This window comes from Pseudomonas sp. CFBP 8770 (assembly GCF_014841705.1).
Taxonomy (GTDB): Bacteria; Pseudomonadota; Gammaproteobacteria; order Pseudomonadales; family Pseudomonadaceae; genus Aquipseudomonas.
This window is the reverse complement of the sequence record NZ_JACYUL010000003.1, coordinates 133,570-152,338: the sequence shown is the minus strand read 5'-3', so window position 1 is coordinate 152,338 and position 18,769 is coordinate 133,570. Positions and strand designations below refer to the sequence as shown.

Genomic DNA, 18,769 nt, shown 5'->3' with positions numbered 1-18,769 from the left:
AGGGCGTCGCCTGTACCAACGCTTTCGCGGCCACTGGCCGCTCCTACAGGGGCACACGATGCAACCGTAGGAGCGGCCAGTGGCCGCAATGAGGCCCGAATAAACACCACAAAATCACCAGAGACACCCCATGCGACTGTCCCGCTTTTTCATCGACGCCCCGCTCGCCCTGGGCGAACACGAACTCCCCGAAGCCCAGGCCCACTACATCGGCCGCGTGCTGCGTATGGCCGCCGGCGACAAGGTGCAGCTGTTCGACGGCAGCGGTCAGGAATACCTCGGCACCTTGCTGGAAGTAGGTAAGAAACGCGTCAGCGTCACCCTCGACGAACAGTTTGCCGGCCAGCCCGATTCGCCGCTGGCCATCCATCTGGGTCAGGGCCTGTCCCGTGGCGAACGGATGGACTGGGCGATCCAGAAAGCTACCGAACTGGGCGTGAGTGAAATCACCCCCCTAGTGAGCGAACGCTGCGAGGTGCGCCTCAAGGACGAGCGCGCCGACAAGCGCATGGCGCACTGGCGCCAGGTAGCGGTCAGCGCGTGCGAGCAGTGCGGCCGTTCCAGCGTGCCGGTCATTCATGCGCCGCAGGCGCTGGCCGATTGGGTCGCTGCCAGCCACGCCGAGCTCAAGCTGGTGCTGCATCCCGTTGCAGAGCCGCTGCTCAGCCATGCAAAACCTGCCAGCCTGGCGTTCCTGATCGGCCCTGAAGGGGGTTTGAGCGATGCCGAAGTGGAGCAGGCCAAGGCCGCCGGCTTTCACGCAGCCCGCCTTGGCCCTCGCGTATTGCGCACCGAAACCGCGCCGGTGGTCGCCTTGGCGGTGGCGCAGCAGCTGTGGGGTGATTTCTAGGGTTCAGATGACGTAAAAAAAGATCGCGATGAAGTGCAGCACGCTGCCTGCGATCACGAACAAGTGCCAGATACCGTGGGCATGGCGCAGGCGTTTGTCCAGTGCGAAGAAGATGATGCCCACGGTGTACAGCGCGCCGCCTGCGGCCAGCCAGGCGAATCCAGCGGGGCCCAGCAGGCGCAGCAGTGGGTTGATCGCGACCAGCACGATCCAGCCCATCACCGCGTAGATCACGACAGACAGCACGCGGGCCTCGGAGCGTGGCTTGATCTCTTGCAACATGCCCAGTACCGCCAGCCCCCAGACCACACCGAACAGGCTCCAGCCCCAGGGCCCGCGCAGGGTGACCAGGCAGAACGGCGTGTAGCTGCCGGCAATCAGCAGGTAGATCGACAGGTGATCGAGCTTCTGCATGAGCGCTTTGCCGCGCCCGCGCACGCTGTGGTAGATCGTGGAAACGCTGTAGAGCAGGATCAGCGTGCTGCCATAGATGCACACGCTGACGATCTTCCAGGGGTCACCTTGAAACGCCGCCAAAAGCAGCAGCCAGACAGCACCGACCGCCGCCAGCACGGCGCCGACCAAATGGGTCCAGGCGTTCATTCGTTCGCCATGGTACATACAAACTCCTTACCCCTGTAGCAGCGGCGCAAGCCGCGTCAAACGCCGACGCGATTGACCGTCCCACCGCGGTGTCCGCCGACGCGGCTCGCACCGCTGCTACAGGGTAGCGGTGATGCCGGACGCGGTTACCGTGACGGCGATCGTCATTACCCGGACGCCGAACGCGGTTGCCGCAACGACAGATTCCTTGTAGCAGCGGCGCGAGCCGCGTCGGCGGGCAGCGCAGTGAACCTGGCGCAACGCGGTGAGGCCTGACGCGGCTCGCGCCGCTGCTACGGGGTCAGCGGACCACGATGCCTTGCTTGGCCATGAACGCTTTGGCTTCGGGCACGGTGTACTCGCCGAAGTGGAAGATACTGGCGGCCAGCACCGCGCTCGCGCCGCCCTGGATCACGCCATCGGCCAGATGCTGCAGGTTGCCCACCCCGCCGGAGGCGATCACCGGGATGCCCAACGCGTCGCTGATGGCGCGGGTCACGCCCAGGTCGAAGCCGTTCTTCATGCCGTCCTGGTCCATGCTGGTCAACAGGATCTCACCCGCGCCCAGGCCTTCCATCTTCTGCGCCCATTGCACGGCATCCAGGCCGGTAGGCTTGCGCCCACCGTGGGTAAAGATCTCCCAGCGCGGCTCTTCGCCGGGCCCTGAGACCTTCTTCGCATCAATGGCCACCACGATGCACTGCGAGCCGAAGCGCGAAGCCGCCTCGCCGACGAACTCCGGGTTGAACACCGCAGCCGTGTTGATCGAGACCTTGTCCGCACCGGCATTGAGCAGGTTACGGATATCCGCCACCGTGCGTACGCCGCCGCCCACGGTCAGGGGAATGAACACCTGGCTGGCCATGCGCTCGACGGTGTGCAGGGTGGTGTCACGGCCGTCGACACTGGCGGTGATGTCCAGGAACGTGATCTCGTCGGCACCCTGCTCGTCGTAGCGCCGGGCGATCTCGACCGGGTCGCCGGCGTCGCGGATGTTCTCGAACTTGACACCCTTGACCACTCGGCCGTTGTCCACGTCCAGGCAGGGGATGATGCGTTTGGCCAGGGCCATGAGGAATCTCCGATTGGATGGGGAGCGAGGTGCTGGCGGACGCGGCTTGCGCCGCTGCTACAGGGGGCCGCGTCCAGCCGTTACGCGTTGTACGAATCGCAGAATGCCTGGGCCTCGGCGACGTCCAGGGTGCCTTCGTAGATGGCGCGGCCAGTGATGGCGCCGATGATGCCCGGCGCCTTGGCATCCAGCAGGGCACGGATGTCGCCCAGGTTGTGGATACCGCCGGAGGCGATCACCGGGATCTTGGTCGCGGCCGCCAGAGCAGCGGTGAAGGGCACGTTGCAGCCCTGCATCATGCCGTCCTTGGCGATGTCGGTGTAGACGATCGCCGCCACGCCATCGGCCTCGAACCGCTTGGCCAGGTCGATGACCTGCACCGTGCTCACTTCCGCCCAGCCGTCGGTGGCGACGAAGCCATCCTTGGCGTCCAGACCAACGATGACCTTGCCGGGGAATGCACGGCAGGCCTCGGCGACGAACTCGGGCTGCTTGACCGCCTTGGTGCCGATGATCACGTAGCTTACGCCGGCCTTGACGTAGTGCTCGATGGTTTCCAGCGAGCGGATGCCGCCGCCGATCTGGATCGGCAAGTGCGGGTAGCGCTTGGCAATGGCAGTGACCACTTCGCCGTTCACCGGCTGGCCTTCGAAGGCGCCGTTGAGGTCGACCAGGTGCAGGCGACGGCAGCCGCCCTCGACCCACTTGGCGGCCATGCTCACCGGATCGTCCGAGAACACCGTGGAATCTTCCATGCGGCCCTGGCGCAGGCGCACGCAGGCACCGTCTTTAAGATCGATAGCGGGGATAATCAGCATCTGCAAAAACCTTCGAAGTCGGTGAACGGCGATGCTCGGAAGTCAGTTCTTCTCGAGCGCCCACAGGTCGCTCTCGATGCTTTCGAACCTCTCGCTGAGGTGCGCCTGCACATCGAAAATCGCCCTGTTGTAATAGTGTGGAGCCATTTCGCGGGTGAACAGCTCGAGCACCTCGAGGGCCTCGAACGAACCCAGGTCGAGATCGAAGCGGTCACGCATGAACCGCTTGATCTTCTCGGCCGCTTCGCTCTCCTGCTCCGGGGTCAGGCTAAGAATGGGCGGCTTGCTGGCCTTGGCCATTACCAGCGTCCATCCCAGGCTGCGAAATTCTGCAGCAGCTGCAGGCCATGGGTATGGCTCTTCTCGGGGTGGAACTGCACGGCGAAACGTGACCCTTCGGCCAGTGCCGCGGCGAAATCACAACCGTAATGGCCGCGCCCCACCACCTGGCCCGGCTTGCCGGCCTCGATGTAATAGCTGTGCACGAAGTAGAAACGCGCCAGGTCGGGAATGTCGTGCCACAGCGGGTGATCCACCGCCTGCTGCACTTCGTTCCAGCCCATGTGCGGGACCTTCAGGTGCTCGCCACCTTCGTGCAGGTCCTTGCCGAAAAAGCGCACCTTGCCGGGAAACACGCCGATGCAGTCGACGCCGGCGTTTTCTTCGCTGTGCTCCATCAAGGCCTGCATGCCAACGCAGATACCCAGGAAAGGACGGTCCTGACTGACTTCGCGCACCAGCGCATCGAAGCCCAGGCGGCGGATTTCAGCCATGCAGTCGCGAATGGCGCCGACACCGGGAAAGACCACGCGGTCGGCTTCACGAATGACATTGGCGTCACTGGTGATCAGCACCTTGCCGGCACCGACATGCTCCAGAGCCTTCGCCACGGAGTGCAGGTTGCCCATGCCGTAGTCGATTACCGCGACGGTCTGCATCAGAGCACGCCCTTGGTCGACGGCATCTGCCCGGCCATGCGTTCGTCGACCGCGACGGCCATGCGCAGCGCGCGGCCGAAGGCCTTGAACACGGTTTCGATCTGGTGATGGGTGTTGTGCCCACGCAGGTTGTCGATGTGCAGGGAGACGTTGGCGTGGTTGACGAATCCCTGGAAGAACTCCTGGAACAGGTCGACATCGAAGCCGCCAACGGTGGCGCGGGTGTAGGGCACGTGCATCTGCAGGCCGGGGCGGCCGGAGAAGTCGATGACCACGCGCGACAGCGCTTCGTCCAGCGGGACGTAGGCGTGGCCGTAGCGAAAGATGCCTTTCTTGTCGCCGATGGCCTTGGCGAATGCCTGGCCCAAGGTGATGCCGACGTCCTCCACGGTGTGGTGGTCGTCGATGTGCAGGTCGCCCTTGCACTCGATGTCCAGGTCGATCAGCCCGTGCCGGGCGATCTGGTCAAGCATGTGCTCAAGAAAAGGAACGCCGATATCGAATCGGGCCTTTCCGGTGCCATCCAGGTTGATCGAGGCTTTGATCTGGGTTTCCAGAGTGTTGCGCTCGACGAACGCGATACGTTCGGCCATCACCAGCTCCGCAAAATCGTTGGGCGAAAAAGGTGATCATTATAGGCACGCAGGCGGGAAACGGGAACAGAGAGGTTCAGAGGGGGATTGGCGGTGCGCCCGTTCGCGGCCGATGACCGCTCCTACGGGATGTCGTAGGAGCGGTCATCGGCCGCGAACGGGCCACCGCCGATTCAAGCATCTACATCAATGAAACAGCACCGCCGTCTTCTGCAGGGTCACCCACACACCCCACGCCAGCGGAATGCCTACGGCCAGCCAGGCAGCAATGGCCAGTGGCTTGGAAGCCGGATTGGCCTTCCACTCCAGCACGGTCGTGCCGTCCGCACCTTTGTCATGGCCCAGCGCCTGCTCGGCCTTGAGCTCGGCATCGGTCATGAAGTACTTGTCGGCCACCGGACGCACCAGCGCGTTGCAGATGAAACCCAGCACCAGCAAACCGGAGAGGATGTACAACGTGGTGTCGTACACGGCCGCGCGGGGAACACCCTGCGCCAGTTGGTAGTCACGCAGGTTGGTCACCAGCACCGGACCCAGCACACCGGCCACGGCCCATGCGGTCAACAGGCGACCGTGGATGGCGCCGACCATCTGCGTGCCGAACAGGTCGGCCAGGTAGGCCGGAACCGTGGCGAAGCCGCCGCCGTACATCGACAGCACGATGCAGAAGGCTGCCACGAACAGCGCGATGCTACCCGAATGACCCAGCGTCGGTACCGAGGCGTACAGTGCCACGCCCAGGGCGAAGAACACGAAGTAGGTCACCTTGCGGCCGATGTAGTCGGAGAACGACGCCCAGAAGAAGCGTCCACCGATGTTGAACAGGCTGAGCAAGCCGGTGAAGCCCGCCGCGATGGCAGCGATCTGCGCCAGTTGCGCCGAGTCCAGCTGGTTGAACGCCAGGTCCACGCCCAGCAGCTTGCCGCCGAACACTTCCTGCAGCAGCGGCGAAGCCATGCCGAGGATGCCGATACCTGCGGAAACGTTGAGGCACAGTACCAGCCACACCAGGGCGAACTGAGGGGTCTTCCAGGCCACGTTCACGTGCACGTGGCGGTTGGTGATCATGCCCTTGGCCTTCTTCGCCGGAGCGACGTAGCCTTCAGGCTTCCAACCGGTAGGCGGTACGCGGTAGGACAGTGCGCCGCCGATCATGAAGACGAAGTAGATCGCCGCCATCACCAGGAAGCTCTGCCACACGCCGACGCTGGTAGGCGAGGCGAAATGACCCATCAGGACCGCTGCCAGCGGTGCGCCGACCATGGCGCCGCCACCGAAGCCCATGATCGCCATGCCGGTAGCCATGCCGCGCTTGTCCGGGAACCACTTGATCAGGGTCGATACCGGGGAAATGTAGCCCAGCCCCAGGCCGATACCGCCGATCACGCCCGAGCCCAGCCACATCAGCCAGATCTGGTGGGTGTAGATACCCAACGCGGAAATGACCAGACCACCGCACCAGCACAGTGCCGAAACCACACCGGCCTTGCGCGGCCCGGCGTGTTCCAGCCAGCCGCCCCAGATGGCTGCCGAGCAGCCCAGGAAGATGAAGAACAGTGTGTAGATCCAGCTCAGCATCGACACCGACCAATCACAGGACGATGAGAATACCTGGCTGAAGAAGCTCATGTCGGGCGCGCACGCCACTGGCGCGGTGATACCGATCGCCTTGGACAATGGCAGCCAGAACACCGAAAAACCGTACGCCATGCCGATGCACAAGTGAATGGCCAACGCCGCTGGTGGAACCAGCCAGCGGTTGAAGCCAGGCTTGGCGATGATCCGCTCCTTGGACAGGAATCCTGGCTGGGCACCCACGCCGCCGCCCGAAAGACTACTGCTCATTTTGTAACCCCCGTTGATTTTTGTAGTTCAGCTGTCTGCACACAAATGCGCCCACATTCTTCACGCGCTTTGGCGATCGATTGTTTTATCGGCAGCACTTGGCAAATCGCGACATAAAGTCGCAGCGGACAGTTGAAGGGGCGGAGATTACCACTAGATGTAACCAATGGAAGCAAACTGCTATCCCTTTATTGCGATGAACTGCCGGGTGGTTGGCAAAATCCTCCTGGATGGCTCTGCAGTCGCCTGACGGACCGGCGAAACCCGCGCCCCAAAGCCCTTGGGCTACCCGGATGAAGCAGCCGTAGGTGCCTAGTGAAATGGCACCGACGGACCGCCCACATCGCCAGTCGCACAACGTTATACTCTCCCGCTAACTTCCAAAATTCGGACTAAAGGACTCGCCCATGAAAGCGTTCGGCAAAATCCTCGGCCTGTGCATTCTCGGTCTGTTGTTGATTCTGGTGGCCCTGGGCTTCGCCCTCACCCACCTGTTCGACCCCAACGACTACAAGGACGAGATTCGCCAACTGGCACGGGACAAGGCTCACGTCGAGCTGACCCTCAACGGGGACATCGGCTGGAGCCTGTTCCCATGGCTGGGTCTGGAACTGCACGACGCCAGCGTGGCCACCCTTGCCAACCCCAAGGCGCCCTTCGCCGACCTGCAGATGCTCGGGCTGTCCGTGCGCGTGCTGCCGCTGCTGCGCAAGGAAGTGCAGATGAGCGACGTACGGGTCGAAGGTCTGAACCTGTCCCTGGAACGTGATGCCAACGGCCACGGCAACTGGGAAGACATCGGCAAGCCGCTGCCCGCCACCACGGCCGACGCCACCGACCCGAACGCACCGGCAGTCACCGAGCCGGGCAAACCGCAGGCGCCCTCGCGCCCGGTCAAGCTCGACATCGACAGCCTGACCGTGAACAACGCCCGCGTGCAGTACAACGACGTGCGCACAGGCCGCATGTACACCGCCGAAAGCATCCAGCTGAGCACCGGCGCCGTCCATGAAGGCGCAGACATTCCGCTGAAACTGACCGCTTTCCTGGGCACCAACCAGCCGGTCGTGCGGGCACGCACGGAGCTTGCCGGCGAGCTTCGCTTCGACCGCGTGCTCAAGCGCTACCAGCTCGAAGACATGCGCCTGAGCGGTGAAGCCTCGGGCGACCCGCTGCAGGGCAAGACCGTGACCTTCAGCGCGCAGGGGCAGTTGCTGCTCGACCAGTCCGCCAACGTCGCCGAATGGACCGGCCTCAAGCTGGCCGCCAATCAGCTGCGCGCGCTGGGCGAACTGCGCGTGCGCAATCTGGACAGCAACCCTCAGCTCACCGGCGGCCTGTCGATTGCCGAGTTCGACCTGCGCGCCTTCTTCGACGGCATCGGCCAACCGCTGCCGGCAATGGCAGCGGGCAGCCTGGGCAAGTTCGAGCTGGTCAGCCGTCTGCAGGGCACCCGCGACAGCCTTGGCCTGGAAGACCTGACGCTGAAACTGGACGACAGCACCTTCACCGGCCGCATCGCCGTAGAGGATTTTGCCCGCCAGGCCCTGCGCATGCAGCTCAAGGGCGACACCTTCAACGCCGATCGCTACCTGCCGACCAAGACCGAAAAGGCCGCCAATGCCAGCGCGGCGCGCCAGGCCGAAGTGCAGAACAGCGAAGCGGCCGCAGTCGCCTCGGGCGAATCACCGCTGCCTGAACCCCCGACCCGCGGCGCCTGGAGCGATGACCGCCTGCTGCCTGTGGAGCGTCTGCGCGCCCTGGACGTGCAGGCCGACCTGACCATTGGCCAACTGACCCTGAAGGGCCTGCCTGTGCACAACGCCACCCTCAAGGCGCAGGGCCAGGGCGGCATGCTGACCCTGCAGACCCTAGCAGGCGGCCTCTACAACGGCAGCTTCAACACCCAGGGCACGCTCGACGTGCGCCCGGACATGCCGGTGCTGGCATTGCAGACACGCATCGACAAGGTGCCCGTTGAAAACTTCATCAAGACGCAGAACGCCAACCCACCGCTGCGCGGCCTGTTGAACCTCAACAGCAACCTCAGCGGTTCAGGCAACAGCCAGAAAGCACTGGTCGAATCGCTCAACGGTACCGCCAGCTTCGTCCTCAACGACGGCGTGCTGGTCAACGCCAACCTCGAGCAGCAGATCTGCCGCGGCATCTCGGTGCTCAACCGCAAAACGCTCAACGGCGAACCGCGCGGCAAGGACACGCCGTTCAAGGAGCTCAAGGGCAGCCTGGTGTTCCGTAACGGTGTGGCCAGCAACCAGGACCTGCTCGTGCGCATCCCCGGCCTGACCGTGAAGGGCAACGGCGACGTCGATCTGCGCGTGCTGGGCATGGACTACCGCATTGGTGTGGTGGTCGACGGCGAACAAGGCACCAGCGCCGACCCGGCCTGCCAGGTGGGCGAGCGCTTCGTCGGCGTCGAGCTGCCGCTGCGCTGCCGCGGCCCGCTGGAGATGGGCGCCAAAGCCTGCCGGATCGACCGTGACGGCTTGGGTCAGGTCGCCGCCAAGCTGGCCGGCGACCGTATTCGCGACAAGATCGACGAGAAGCTCGAAGAAAAACTGGGCGACAAGGTCGATCCAAAACTCAAAGACGCATTGCGAGGTCTGTTCAACCGATGAGCCCCGAGCAGTTTTCCAGCGCCGTGCTGGAATGGTACGACCGCAATGGCCGGCATGATCTGCCCTGGCAGCAGGGCATCAACCCATACCGGGTATGGGTATCGGAAATCATGCTGCAGCAGACCCAGGTCAGCACAGTGCTGAACTACTTCGACCGCTTCATGGCCGCACTGCCCACGGTGCAGGCGCTGGCCGAGGCGCCGGAAGACGAAGTGCTGCACCTGTGGACCGGGCTGGGCTACTACACCCGCGCGCGCAACCTGCAGAAAACCGCGAAAATCGTGATGACCGAGCACGGCGGCGAGTTTCCCCGCGACGTCGAGAAGCTGGTCGAGCTGCCCGGTATCGGCCTGTCCACGGCCGGCGCGATTGCCAGCATCAGCATGGGCCTGCGCGCGCCGATCCTCGACGGCAACGTCAAGCGCGTGCTCGCCCGCTACACCGCGCAGGAAGGTTACCCAGGCGAGCCGAAGGTGGCCAAGGCGCTGTGGGCCACCGCCGAACGCCTGACCCCGCAGACCCGGGTGAACCACTACACCCAGGCAATGATGGATCTGGGCGCCACGCTGTGCACCCGCAGCAAGCCCAGCTGCCTGCTGTGCCCGCTGGAAAAGAGCTGTGAGGCGCACATGCTCGGCCTGGAAATCCGCTACCCGATACCCAAGCCGCGCAAGACCATTCCGCAGCGCGCGACGCTGATGCCCCTGCTCGCCAACCGCGACGGCGCCATCCTGCTCTACCGCAGGCCCTCGACAGGCCTGTGGGGCGGCCTGTGGAGCCTTCCTCAGCTCGACGACCTGAGTGACCTCGACCACCTTGCCGATCAGCACGCACTGCACCTGCTGGGTCGCCGCCAGTTGCCGGCCCTGACGCACACCTTCAGCCATTTCCAGCTGGCCATCGACCCCTGGCTGGTGCAGGTCGAACAGACCGCCCACCACGTGGCCGAGGCCGACTGGCTCTGGTATAACCTCGCCACACCGCCGCGCCTGGGCCTTGCAGCCCCGGTGAAGAAGCTGCTGCAACACGCAGCCGACGCCTTGAACGCAGGAGATCTGTAATGACCCGCACCGTACTGTGCCGCAAGTACAAAGAAGAACTGCCTGGCCTGGAACGCCCCCCCTACCCCGGCGCCAAGGGCGAAGACATCTACAACCACGTCTCCCAGCAAGCCTGGGGCGACTGGCAGAAACACCAGACGCTGCTGATCAACGAGCGCCGCCTGAACATGATGAACGCCGAAGACCGCAAATTCCTTCAGGGCGAAATGGACAAGTACCTGTCCGGCGAGGAATACGCCAAGGCCGACGGCTACGTACCACCCGCCGAATAACCCAGCAAAATCGTAAGCGACGGTAATGATTAAAATTTTTTTCGACATCACGCTTGACGACCCGTCGAAAAACCAGTTTAATGCGCCCCGTTGCCCAGATAGCTCAGTCGGTAGAGCAGGGGATTGAAAATCCCCGTGTCGGCGGTTCGATTCCGTCTCTGGGCACCAAATACCGAAAACCCCTGATTCCGCAAGGTCTCGGGGGTTTTTACTATCTGGAGTAGCTGTAACCCGTCACGCATGAGTACACATGGCGGGTACACGATGGGATTTATGGCACAACCTTGGAAAGATCCCCGCACCGGGACCTACTACATCCGCCGCCGTATCCCGAAGGACATCAAGCCGTTCCTTCCAGACGCAGGTGAGTTTCACAAGCGCTCGCTGGGCACCAAAGATGCCCGAGAGGCCAAGACCCTCTTCGCTGCCGCATGGGGTCTATCTGAAGAAATCTTCCTGAACACTCGCCTTCAGGTTTCCGGCACTCACACCCCTACCCTTCAAGACGCCATCCAGCTCGCTGCAAGATGGGCGAAGGGCGAGCTTGACCACATGGAATCAACCGGACGATTTGAGGGATATCTCATCGGCTCGGATGATTTAGGCCACGAGACCCTGCGCGATCACTTCAGCGTCAGAAACCCGAAAGCCCTTCTGGGCCCTGATGGTCTGGAACCACGCGCTCGACAGCACCTCGATCAAACGGTAGCCGATGAGCTGGCGAAGGTTTCACTGCCAATGCCTTTGCCCGGCACACCATTCCACAAGTATCTGTACGAAGCATTCTTAGGGCAGTATCTGGAGCTGTCTGAGATTGCCTACAAGCGCCACTACGGCAACTACTCTGCGGTCTTTGAGTTGCCTCACGAAGCACCCTTGAGCATCGACAAGACGAAGGCAGCGAGCCCGAGCGAGACCCTGTCCGTGGTCTTTGAGCATTGGGCGAGGAATCATCGTCACATGGGTGATGGGAAGCGTGACGTTGAGAAGACCGCAGGGGAGTATCAGACCACTACCGTCCGCTTCATTGAGCTGCTTGGCGACCTCCCAGTTAAGCAAATCCAGCGCAGGACGATTGAAGAGTTCTACAATCTGCTTCGTCAGTTGCCATCCAAGGGCGAGGGCCTCAAAGGGCTCAACGCACACGAGCAGATTGCCCGAGCCAAACAGCTTGATCTGCCTTTGCTGAGTAGCGCAACGATCAAGAACAAGCTGATGGGCCTTTCCTCGGTCCTTGCCTACGCCGTGCAGATGGAATACATCACAGAGAACCCAGTGGTCGCCTCGGGCATCACGAAGTCCCTGCGCAAGGCGAGCGCCAAGCAATCGCGCACAGCCACTCGCAAACGCTACACCCAAGCGGAACTCATTCAGGTCTTCTCAAGCCCGCTCTTCAAGGGGAAATGGATCGCCCCTCGGGCCTCGTTTGGAGAAGCTTGGAAGTGGTTACCTCTCTTGCTCTGCTACACGGGCGCACGAAGGGAGGAGATTGCCCAGATGAAAGCCAATGAGGTCCGCAAGTCCGAAGACGGCATCTGGTATTTGGACCTTCTTGGGATCTCTGAGGACGGGGCGGATGACGACAGGACCTTGAAGACCAAGGGTAGTCACCGCTTGGTTGCTATCCACCAAGACATCATCGACCTTGGCTTCTTGGGCTACGTCGATGGTCTACCCGCCTCAGGCCAACTCTTCCCGGCCCTCAAGCCCAACCCTACAGGATGGTACGGCCATAACTTTGGGAAACGATGGGGCGTGTACCTGCGTGACGTTGCCGAGCTTGAGACACCTGTAAGCCCCTCGCATGGATTCCGCCATAGCTTCAAGACTATGTGCCGTACCTCAGGGATTCCTGAGGAAACTCATGACGCAATCACTGGGCACGATGATGGGTCTGTGAGTCGACGTTACGGTGAACGTCACTTGCTGAAGACCCAGTACGAGCAATTGAGCCGCCTGCCGAGCATCGCTCATCTTGCAGGGCTTTTGCGGTAGGCGATTCCCAAACTATCTACAGATACGGTCAGGTAATTGGGATTCTGCCAATTGACCATTAGCTTGTACCAGCAGCCTTTCAAGTGGCACTATGCCAGCCGCAGCGCGGTTGAGCCCGTTTTGGGGCGCAGACTGCCTACTATAACTAAGAACTCTCGCGATCAACCCCATCCTCATCCGTATCAAATACTGTCATACAAGGAGTTATAATGAAGATTTTCTTGAGTTGGTCTGGTGAACTGAGCCGTGAACTTGCAGAAGCCCTCCGCGACTGGCTGCCTGCCGTACTCCAAAGTGTAAAGCCTTTCTTTACTCCAAATGATATTGAAAAAGGTGCGCGCTGGAGCAAGGATATCGCACAAGAACTCGAAACCTCATCTTATGGAATATTTTGCCTAACTAAAGAGAACCTACTAAAACCGTGGATAATGTTTGAAGCTGGCGCTCTCTCTAAAAGAATTGATGCGTCCCGTGTTTGCCCAGTCCTATTCGGTGTAGACAATGCCGACTTAGAGGGGCCATTAGTACAGTTTCAGGCGTCACCGTTCAACGAGTCTGAAATTCGAAAACTGATGAAAACCCTAAATTCAGGGCTCGGTGAGCAAAGACTGGAGGACAATGTTCTGACATCCGTGTTCGACATGTGGTGGCCAAGGCTGAACGAAAAGGTGACTAAGATTCTGGAGCGCCACGCTGCCAAGCCCGTGGGCGCGGCCTCCACGCGGCCCGAACGTGAGATACTGGAAGAAATCTTACAACTTGCGCGCCTAAACTCTTCTACTACTTCCAAATCCCGCCGAATAGAGCGCGCGGACAGGGCTGAAATCGCAGACCGAGCAGAACAGATCGATCCTTCCGCAATGCTTCATTCGTTTCGGCACATCTTGGAACTTTGCCGACACATAGAAGAGATTGGACTAAACCAAGATATGCCTCGGATGATCAAGGGAATATTCGAACCTTTGCAATACATCCACCTGAAATCAGATTATAGCAATTATCGCCATGACATCCAGGAAGTCATTGAGCGCATCGAAGAAACAATACACTCAATAGAACGATCGTCCATTTAAAATTCAAGAGAGAATCTCAGTGGCTCGCAACCATATAAAAGCGTAGCGAGCTACGATATCCCAACACCCGCTATGATCTGGCCTGAAGAGTAACTTAGCTCCAAACAGCTATGTGCACTGTGTCAAGCACCGCTCAGCTACTACCACTACTATCCACCCGTGCGAAGCACTTTCTGGGGCTGTAGCTATCCCACTGCGAGGGCATAGCCTTCAGGTACATGCAGTTTGGAGTTTAATGACGCGCTGAATTGTTGCCGTACTTGCTCCGGTCGCCCTCGCGGCTTCTCGTATACCCATTCCCCTTTGAAGGCATTCCATGATCCGCTGGTGCTTGTCTTGATCCACGCTTCGGCCCTTGTAAGCTCCTTGAGCCTTGGCCTTCCTGATGCCATCGAGCTGGCGCCGGCGACGATCCTCATAGTCCTTCCTGGCGACGGCTGCAAGCATATCCAAGAGCATATCGTTGATGGCCCCAAGCATTCTGGATGTGAAGCTGTCAGCGGCTCCAGCTCCTTGGCCCACGAACTGGTGTGAAGTCGGCAGGTCGAGCGAAACCACCCGGACCTCCTTGTCCTTGATGATCCCCCGGAGCTTTTGCCAGTCGGCCTCCGTGAGGCGAGAAAGCCGGTCTACCTGTTCGACCAAGAGGACATCACCGGGATGTGCATCTGACAGCAGACGGAATAGCTGAGGGCGCTGAAGGGTGGCACCACTCTCGTTCTCGATGTAGTAGGCCGCTACCCGCTGCCCATGATCCTGTGCGAAGGCTGTGAGCTGGTCCTTAGCTCGGTGGGCATCTTGGTCAGTGGTGGAGGCCCGAAGGTAAGCACGGATGAACATCGAGAGGAGCCCTGTAGTCGTTTAGGTGTGGTCACTATAGACGTGGTCGTTACAGTGGTCAACACCTGCTAAACAACCACAATCGTCCAGACATCCAGACGTGGTCGCTAAGGCATACCCCAAGAACTACGAAATCAAGCCCTTCGACCCCTGCACTTAGAGGAGGAGATTGACTACCAATGACCGTCAAATCGTGATCAATCCTTGATCCTTTCCAAGGCCTTCATCTGGAGGCGCGAACGGGCTCGTGGTAAGGGCCAAGACATCCGCTTTAAGGCTCATGCGAGGGTAGGCACGGGGGAAGTGCGCGAGTGCGCCCAGATTGAGGTGGTCACTCAGATTTTTACTCCAAATTCCCAAGGCCCTAAGGATTTGGCGGGACCGGCACGGGCGGTCCATCAGTTCCCGAAATCTCTTCCTCCCGCCTTAGTTCATCGTTCACGCTGGTCTCTACAGCCCTAATGAGCGTAGCGATATCCGGTAGCTTTCGGAGCAATGCTGCGTAGTCGTAGCCTTTGAACATCATCCCGTATCCGTGGAACTCACCATTCGAACCCCGAAAGGCCATCGTTACGGGGGTGTAATAGCTCAAATCTGTGTGTGCGAATTGCTGCATTCGGACACGTACGAGTTCGTCGTGGAGCGAGCGCATGTCCGTGGGCACATGACCATCGGGTTTTAGTCTGTGCTTGGTGCCTTTACCTTGGTTTCCCGAAAAGGGTCGAACGTACGTGACTATAAGATCACGAAGCAGAGCATGTCTGACTTCAGGGCGCCTGTAGCGCTTCAAGACCTTCAACGCCTCTGCGGCTGCATTCAGGTCAACCGAATACATTCGAAGGAAATAATAATGTTCGTTGAATTCCAATTACGGACATCCTCTTGGGGAACGGTGGCTGTAGCCGGATTGATGCATCCTAATGCTACTCACCGCACCCGCCCAGTACGACGCAGACGACATTCCCAAGGCTCTCCAGAAGAGGCCCGCCCTGACTGACCCCAAAGGCCACCAGAAGGAGCCCAAGGAATCTGTAGGTGGAACGGTGAGTCGCCAGCGTACGGATAACCGCTATGAAGGGTTTCACTGCCCCCCAGCGGCGTTGATGTTGGCTCGAATACGTCGGCTTACCTTCTCCCTTTCTGCCTTCTCAACGAGGTGAGCTTTGGCCGCAGGTCCCAGAGTTTGAGGGGAACGTTTAATCAGCCGCATAGCTTCGCGGTAATTATCCTTCTCGCGCTCCACGAGATGAACGATGGCCTCTCGCACAGGTACACGTTCAAAACCGACTCCCTCCAGTTCCAACCAGCGGCGGCTCATGAGCAGACGTAGTGTAGCGCTATAGCCCGTTAGGACTGTAAAAGTCAGCTCCTTGTCGAGGACGATCAATGGCTGATAGCGACCATAGCCATCAGGAGCTTGAGTATCGACGAATTGACATTGGCCCAAATGTGGACCGATCTCTTTGAGCATTTTCTTGATGTCGCGAAGGACATGCTTGTGGCTCTTTCCGGTCACCTCAGCGATCTCCAACGAAGACATTCCAGGCAGGCCGTTTAGGGTCGTTGGGCTAACCACTCCAGCCTGGGTAATTTTCTCGAAGATAGAAGCTGTGTCGTTCTTGGTCATGTTCATTGTCTGTTCTCCTTTTGGCAGCGCCCTTCAGGTCGCACCCACAGCCGAGCATCCAGACCCCAGACAAGAGAACGGCGTGGTTGAGCTGCCCCATACGTCCACCAGCGATCACTTTTACGAATCGAGGTATTGACCTTTCAGATGCTCAGCGGTCCTTGGGATCTACCTTTCTATTCCCTACGTTTAATCAGCGGTCAGATCGTAGCTCAGCTCAAGGTCCAGTTTTGCTTTGATCGCTGGGTAACGATCCAAGTAACTGGAGACTCCGTGGATTGCGTGTCGTGCTGCTTTCGCGACCGCTTGCGCTGTCCGCTCAGAAATCATCGGGGTCTTTACAGCTGCCGTTGAAATGTCCTTGAGGTGCATTGCTGCGATGACCGAACCGGGCCGCACATTGAGCTTACCAGCGCTCACACCAGCGGCTGTCGCGGTTGATCCATAGATAATGCTGTCCAGCCAATGAGGTCTTTCAAAGCTCAAGAGGCTCATACGGTGAGCGACCGGGTTTGTTGTGCTCCTCCTTGGCCTGCCTCGCTGGGGGTTCGCGGTGGCATGTTCCTTGGTTGCTGCTTCTCCCGATACGGCTTCAGGTTCTCCTTCAGCCTCCGGCGGGGTCCACTGAGCGGCCTTGCAGGCATCAAAGAAGAGTGTCGGGTCATTACGGCGCTTGTTCGCCCATCGTTCGTAGTCCAGATACTCATCGGGGTACATCATTTCGTTGCCCTCATCAGTTCTCGGTCCGACGGGGTGTCGTTCCGGGTAAAGTGAGGAGTTTTGGAGGCCACGGTTTACAAGGGTTGTAGAGCAGCACCAGATGCACTCATTTGCTCAGGCTCGACTCAGAACGCGCCGCGCCTATTCGTATCGTGGGAGTGTGAGTGTGAGTGTGAGTGTGAGTGTGAGTGTGAGTGTGAGTGTGAGTGTGAGTGTGAGTGTGAGTGTGAGTGTGAGCGTTTGACACGAGTAGTGGTAAGTGCAATCTTTCCAAGATTAACCTGACGCAACTACAGAGGGCGGCTAAATGGAATGGCCTATGGTGCTGCGAGAGCTTCATTTGCAGGGCGGTGTTCGGATTCTCAGTGGCGGTGATCCTAAGACAACTTGTCGCCCGAAAATGGTTAGCGATCGAGGTCTTGTTATTACCTTGAAAAGCTTTGGGAGCTTATATTCAGAGGTTAAAAGTCTGGGTCTCAAAGTTATTGGGTGCGACTTTTATACTACAAGTGACGAGGTTAGCGGTCTGAATCCGCCACAGTGGCGATCATTGAATATTGCTGGACACCCATTATGGTTATGTAATGATCAATGTAATGAATGGTCGTTTATAGCTCATTCGGCGTTTAAGCAGCGTAGTGGATTACTTTGCGATATAGCTTCGCGGATTGCACATCAGCTTAGAGCCTGCGAGTGGAGGCTTCGGCAGCTTTCGGAGGTCTACGAGCAGCAATTAAATAGTCGTCTGCGTGAGAAGCCATTTTTGCCCGATAAGCAGTTTCTTGATGGATATACTTCTTTGTGCTATCTGGCGTTGCAGTCCTTTCTTGTCGATGCTTGCGTGCTTAGAGATTACTTGTCGGAATTTTATTCTGAGGTGGTGATAAAACCTTTGGACTCTGATGCTCCCAAAATAACTACTCTGAGTGGGCTCTTGAAAAGGTGGAAGCGATTACCGCCTACAGACCCCGCAGGTAAGGAGCTACGAGCCTCAGCTGAGTCAGGTCAATGGCTTTTTGAGCTTGGAGCCTACAGAGATTTAGTAGTCCATGTGGCTCCCTTAGCAAACGCGGGCAGAACATTGTTTGCCGTCACTCGCACTTTTGAGATGCCACATGGGGAACTATTGCCAGCGATAAAGTTACCACTCCCAGGTGATCCGGCCCAGCTGACTAAAGAACGTGTCACGGGGCAGTACTTTAAGGATCCTGAGTTAGGATTTGCGCGGCTGAAAAATATCTTGGAAAACACTTCGGACTCTTGGGATTCTTTAGAGTATGCACATGTCTGTATGCAGCAGCTCGGGGCTATCGCAAACTCTGTTTCAAGGGTCTCTCCAGTTCTCCCGGAAATGCCGTTGATAACGCCCAATGATGTAATCGGTGATATAAAGTTTAGCTGAGAAAGGCATCTCGACTTCAGTTGGATAGAGGCTTCTCTCGTCATAATGCTCCCGTAGCAAATGCGCCATCAGGTGACCAGACGCCTTTGAGAACCGTTGCCAGATCGCTACGGGTACGCCTGAGCCGTATGCGTCGTAGGCCACCGTCTGCGAGTGCCCAATGATCGCCTGAGCGAACGCAGCTGGAACGCCCTCAGCTTGCAGCAAGAAAGCCTTCAGGCCCGCGAAGTACTGACGGAGTGCCTTAAGCTCATCCATCACGCCCTGTTCGATTGGATTCGTGGACTGTTCAGCGTCGTAACGAACGGTCTTGCGGATGGTCGGCAGGACCTCCTCAGTGACCACTTACGGAACGGCTCAGATTAAGGAGCACGCCCACGCATCAGCATCGTGTATACGCGAGGCGATCGAATAGCCACGAGTT

Annotated in this window: 19 protein-coding genes and 1 tRNA gene; 8 read left to right on the top strand and 12 right to left on the bottom strand. The window is 59.4% G+C overall.

Annotated elements, in window-relative coordinates:
* The first annotated feature begins 130 nt into the window (after window positions 1-130).
* Window positions 131-850 (top strand): 16S rRNA (uracil(1498)-N(3))-methyltransferase, encoded by a 720-nt coding sequence (locus IFT98_RS07990; RefSeq protein WP_192047994.1) that lies wholly within the window; start codon window positions 131-133, stop codon window positions 848-850.
* A 3-nt stretch (window positions 851-853) separates the two neighbouring features.
* On the opposite strand, the gene trhA is transcribed toward IFT98_RS07990, so the two are convergent.
* From trhA to IFT98_RS07955, 7 genes are all read right to left on the bottom strand, one after another.
* Window positions 854-1,471, bottom strand: a complete 618-nt coding sequence (gene trhA, locus IFT98_RS07985; protein WP_192047993.1) for a PAQR family membrane homeostasis protein TrhA — start codon at window positions 1,469-1,471, stop codon at window positions 854-856.
* A 283-nt stretch (window positions 1,472-1,754) separates the two neighbouring features.
* Window positions 1,755-2,525, bottom strand: a complete 771-nt coding sequence (gene hisF, locus IFT98_RS07980) for an imidazole glycerol phosphate synthase subunit HisF (RefSeq protein ID WP_043191638.1) — start codon at window positions 2,523-2,525, stop codon at window positions 1,755-1,757.
* Window positions 2,526-2,605: 80 nt separating this feature from the next.
* Window positions 2,606-3,343, bottom strand: coding sequence for a 1-(5-phosphoribosyl)-5-[(5-phosphoribosylamino)methylideneamino]imidazole-4-carboxamide isomerase (hisA, locus tag IFT98_RS07975; protein WP_192047992.1), 738 nt, complete (start codon window positions 3,341-3,343; stop codon window positions 2,606-2,608).
* A 42-nt stretch (window positions 3,344-3,385) separates the two neighbouring features.
* Entirely contained in the window at window positions 3,386-3,643 is a 258-nt protein-coding gene (locus IFT98_RS07970; protein ID WP_122714466.1) for a DUF2164 domain-containing protein, read from the bottom strand.
* Window positions 3,643-4,281, bottom strand: a complete 639-nt coding sequence (hisH, locus tag IFT98_RS07965) for an imidazole glycerol phosphate synthase subunit HisH (protein WP_192047991.1) — start codon at window positions 4,279-4,281, stop codon at window positions 3,643-3,645. The genes IFT98_RS07970 and hisH overlap by 1 nt, the downstream gene beginning before the upstream one ends.
* Window positions 4,281-4,874, bottom strand: a complete 594-nt coding sequence (gene hisB, locus IFT98_RS07960; protein WP_043191647.1) for an imidazoleglycerol-phosphate dehydratase HisB — start codon at window positions 4,872-4,874, stop codon at window positions 4,281-4,283. The genes hisH and hisB overlap by 1 nt, the downstream gene beginning before the upstream one ends.
* A gap of 186 nt (window positions 4,875-5,060) precedes the next feature.
* Window positions 5,061-6,719: an OFA family MFS transporter gene (locus tag IFT98_RS07955; protein ID WP_122480567.1), complete on the bottom strand. Its 1,659-nt coding sequence runs from the start codon at window positions 6,717-6,719 to the stop codon at window positions 5,061-5,063.
* Window positions 6,720-7,126: 407 nt separating this feature from the next.
* Here IFT98_RS07955 and IFT98_RS07950 point away from each other — a divergent pair, with 407 nt between their 5' ends.
* The 6 genes from IFT98_RS07950 (at window position 7,127) to IFT98_RS07925 (ending at window position 13,756) form a co-directional block, all read left to right on the top strand.
* Window positions 7,127-9,355, top strand: coding sequence for an AsmA family protein (locus IFT98_RS07950; protein ID WP_192047990.1), 2,229 nt, complete (start codon window positions 7,127-7,129; stop codon window positions 9,353-9,355).
* The gene (gene mutY / locus IFT98_RS07945) at window positions 9,352-10,416 is read left to right on the top strand and encodes an A/G-specific adenine glycosylase (RefSeq protein ID WP_192047989.1); all 1,065 of its coding nucleotides are present in this window, start codon (window positions 9,352-9,354) and stop codon (window positions 10,414-10,416) included. The genes IFT98_RS07950 and mutY overlap by 4 nt, the downstream gene beginning before the upstream one ends.
* Entirely contained in the window at window positions 10,416-10,688 is a 273-nt protein-coding gene (locus tag IFT98_RS07940) for an oxidative damage protection protein (RefSeq protein ID WP_043191657.1), read from the top strand. The genes mutY and IFT98_RS07940 overlap by 1 nt, the downstream gene beginning before the upstream one ends.
* 92 nt (window positions 10,689-10,780) lie before the next feature.
* Window positions 10,781-10,856, top strand: a tRNA-Phe gene (locus tag IFT98_RS07935).
* 105 nt (window positions 10,857-10,961) lie between these two features.
* Window positions 10,962-12,683, top strand: coding sequence for a site-specific integrase (locus IFT98_RS07930; protein ID WP_244650909.1), 1,722 nt, complete (start codon window positions 10,962-10,964; stop codon window positions 12,681-12,683).
* A gap of 209 nt (window positions 12,684-12,892) precedes the next feature.
* Window positions 12,893-13,756, top strand: a complete 864-nt coding sequence (locus IFT98_RS07925) for a toll/interleukin-1 receptor domain-containing protein (protein WP_192047987.1) — start codon at window positions 12,893-12,895, stop codon at window positions 13,754-13,756.
* A gap of 210 nt (window positions 13,757-13,966) precedes the next feature.
* Here IFT98_RS07925 and IFT98_RS07920 read toward each other — a convergent pair whose 3' ends face one another.
* The 5 genes from IFT98_RS07920 to IFT98_RS07905 form a co-directional block, all read right to left on the bottom strand.
* Window positions 13,967-14,596: a recombinase family protein gene (locus tag IFT98_RS07920; protein ID WP_192047986.1), complete on the bottom strand. Its 630-nt coding sequence runs from the start codon at window positions 14,594-14,596 to the stop codon at window positions 13,967-13,969.
* 364 nt (window positions 14,597-14,960) lie between these two features.
* Entirely contained in the window at window positions 14,961-15,464 is a 504-nt protein-coding gene (locus IFT98_RS07915; protein WP_192047985.1) for a hypothetical protein, read from the bottom strand.
* Between the two features lie 55 nt (window positions 15,465-15,519).
* Window positions 15,520-15,681: a gp19.5 family protein gene (locus tag IFT98_RS21220; protein WP_446730818.1), complete on the bottom strand. Its 162-nt coding sequence runs from the start codon at window positions 15,679-15,681 to the stop codon at window positions 15,520-15,522.
* Window positions 15,678-16,229, bottom strand: coding sequence for a Rha family transcriptional regulator (locus IFT98_RS07910; RefSeq protein ID WP_192047984.1), 552 nt, complete (start codon window positions 16,227-16,229; stop codon window positions 15,678-15,680). Before IFT98_RS07910 ends, IFT98_RS21220 begins: the two co-directional genes overlap by 4 nt.
* A 183-nt stretch (window positions 16,230-16,412) precedes the next feature.
* A complete protein-coding gene (locus IFT98_RS07905; RefSeq protein WP_192047983.1) occupies window positions 16,413-16,943 on the bottom strand; it encodes a hypothetical protein in 531 nt (176 codons plus the stop codon).
* 307 nt (window positions 16,944-17,250) lie between these two features.
* Between IFT98_RS07905 and IFT98_RS07900 the strand changes: the two genes are divergently transcribed.
* Window positions 17,251-18,345, top strand: coding sequence for a hypothetical protein (locus tag IFT98_RS07900; protein ID WP_192047982.1), 1,095 nt, complete (start codon window positions 17,251-17,253; stop codon window positions 18,343-18,345).
* The last annotated feature ends 424 nt before the right edge of the window (window positions 18,346-18,769 follow it).

Coding starts and splice junctions, on each gene's coding strand:
- mutY (WP_192047989.1), top strand. CDS start 9,352: ATGAGCCCCGAGCAGTTTTCCAGCGCCGTGCTGGAATGGTACGACCGC.
- trhA (WP_192047993.1), bottom strand. CDS start 1,471: ATGTACCATGGCGAACGAATGAACGCCTGGACCCATTTGGTCGGCGCC.
- IFT98_RS07940 (WP_043191657.1), top strand. CDS start 10,416: ATGACCCGCACCGTACTGTGCCGCAAGTACAAAGAAGAACTGCCTGGC.
- IFT98_RS07970 (WP_122714466.1), bottom strand. CDS start 3,643: ATGGCCAAGGCCAGCAAGCCGCCCATTCTTAGCCTGACCCCGGAGCAG.
- hisH (WP_192047991.1), bottom strand. CDS start 4,281: ATGCAGACCGTCGCGGTAATCGACTACGGCATGGGCAACCTGCACTCC.
- hisA (WP_192047992.1), bottom strand. CDS start 3,343: ATGCTGATTATCCCCGCTATCGATCTTAAAGACGGTGCCTGCGTGCGC.
- IFT98_RS07990 (WP_192047994.1), top strand. CDS start 131: ATGCGACTGTCCCGCTTTTTCATCGACGCCCCGCTCGCCCTGGGCGAA.
- hisB (WP_043191647.1), bottom strand. CDS start 4,874: ATGGCCGAACGTATCGCGTTCGTCGAGCGCAACACTCTGGAAACCCAG.
- IFT98_RS07955 (WP_122480567.1), bottom strand. CDS start 6,719: ATGAGCAGTAGTCTTTCGGGCGGCGGCGTGGGTGCCCAGCCAGGATTC.
- IFT98_RS07905 (WP_192047983.1), bottom strand. CDS start 16,943: ATGATGTACCCCGATGAGTATCTGGACTACGAACGATGGGCGAACAAG.
- IFT98_RS07930 (WP_244650909.1), top strand. CDS start 10,962: ATGGCACAACCTTGGAAAGATCCCCGCACCGGGACCTACTACATCCGC.
- IFT98_RS07925 (WP_192047987.1), top strand. CDS start 12,893: ATGAAGATTTTCTTGAGTTGGTCTGGTGAACTGAGCCGTGAACTTGCA.
- hisF (WP_043191638.1), bottom strand. CDS start 2,525: ATGGCCCTGGCCAAACGCATCATCCCCTGCCTGGACGTGGACAACGGC.
- IFT98_RS07900 (WP_192047982.1), top strand. CDS start 17,251: ATGGAATGGCCTATGGTGCTGCGAGAGCTTCATTTGCAGGGCGGTGTT.
- IFT98_RS07950 (WP_192047990.1), top strand. CDS start 7,127: ATGAAAGCGTTCGGCAAAATCCTCGGCCTGTGCATTCTCGGTCTGTTG.
- IFT98_RS07920 (WP_192047986.1), bottom strand. CDS start 14,596: ATGTTCATCCGTGCTTACCTTCGGGCCTCCACCACTGACCAAGATGCC.
- IFT98_RS07910 (WP_192047984.1), bottom strand. CDS start 16,229: ATGAACATGACCAAGAACGACACAGCTTCTATCTTCGAGAAAATTACC.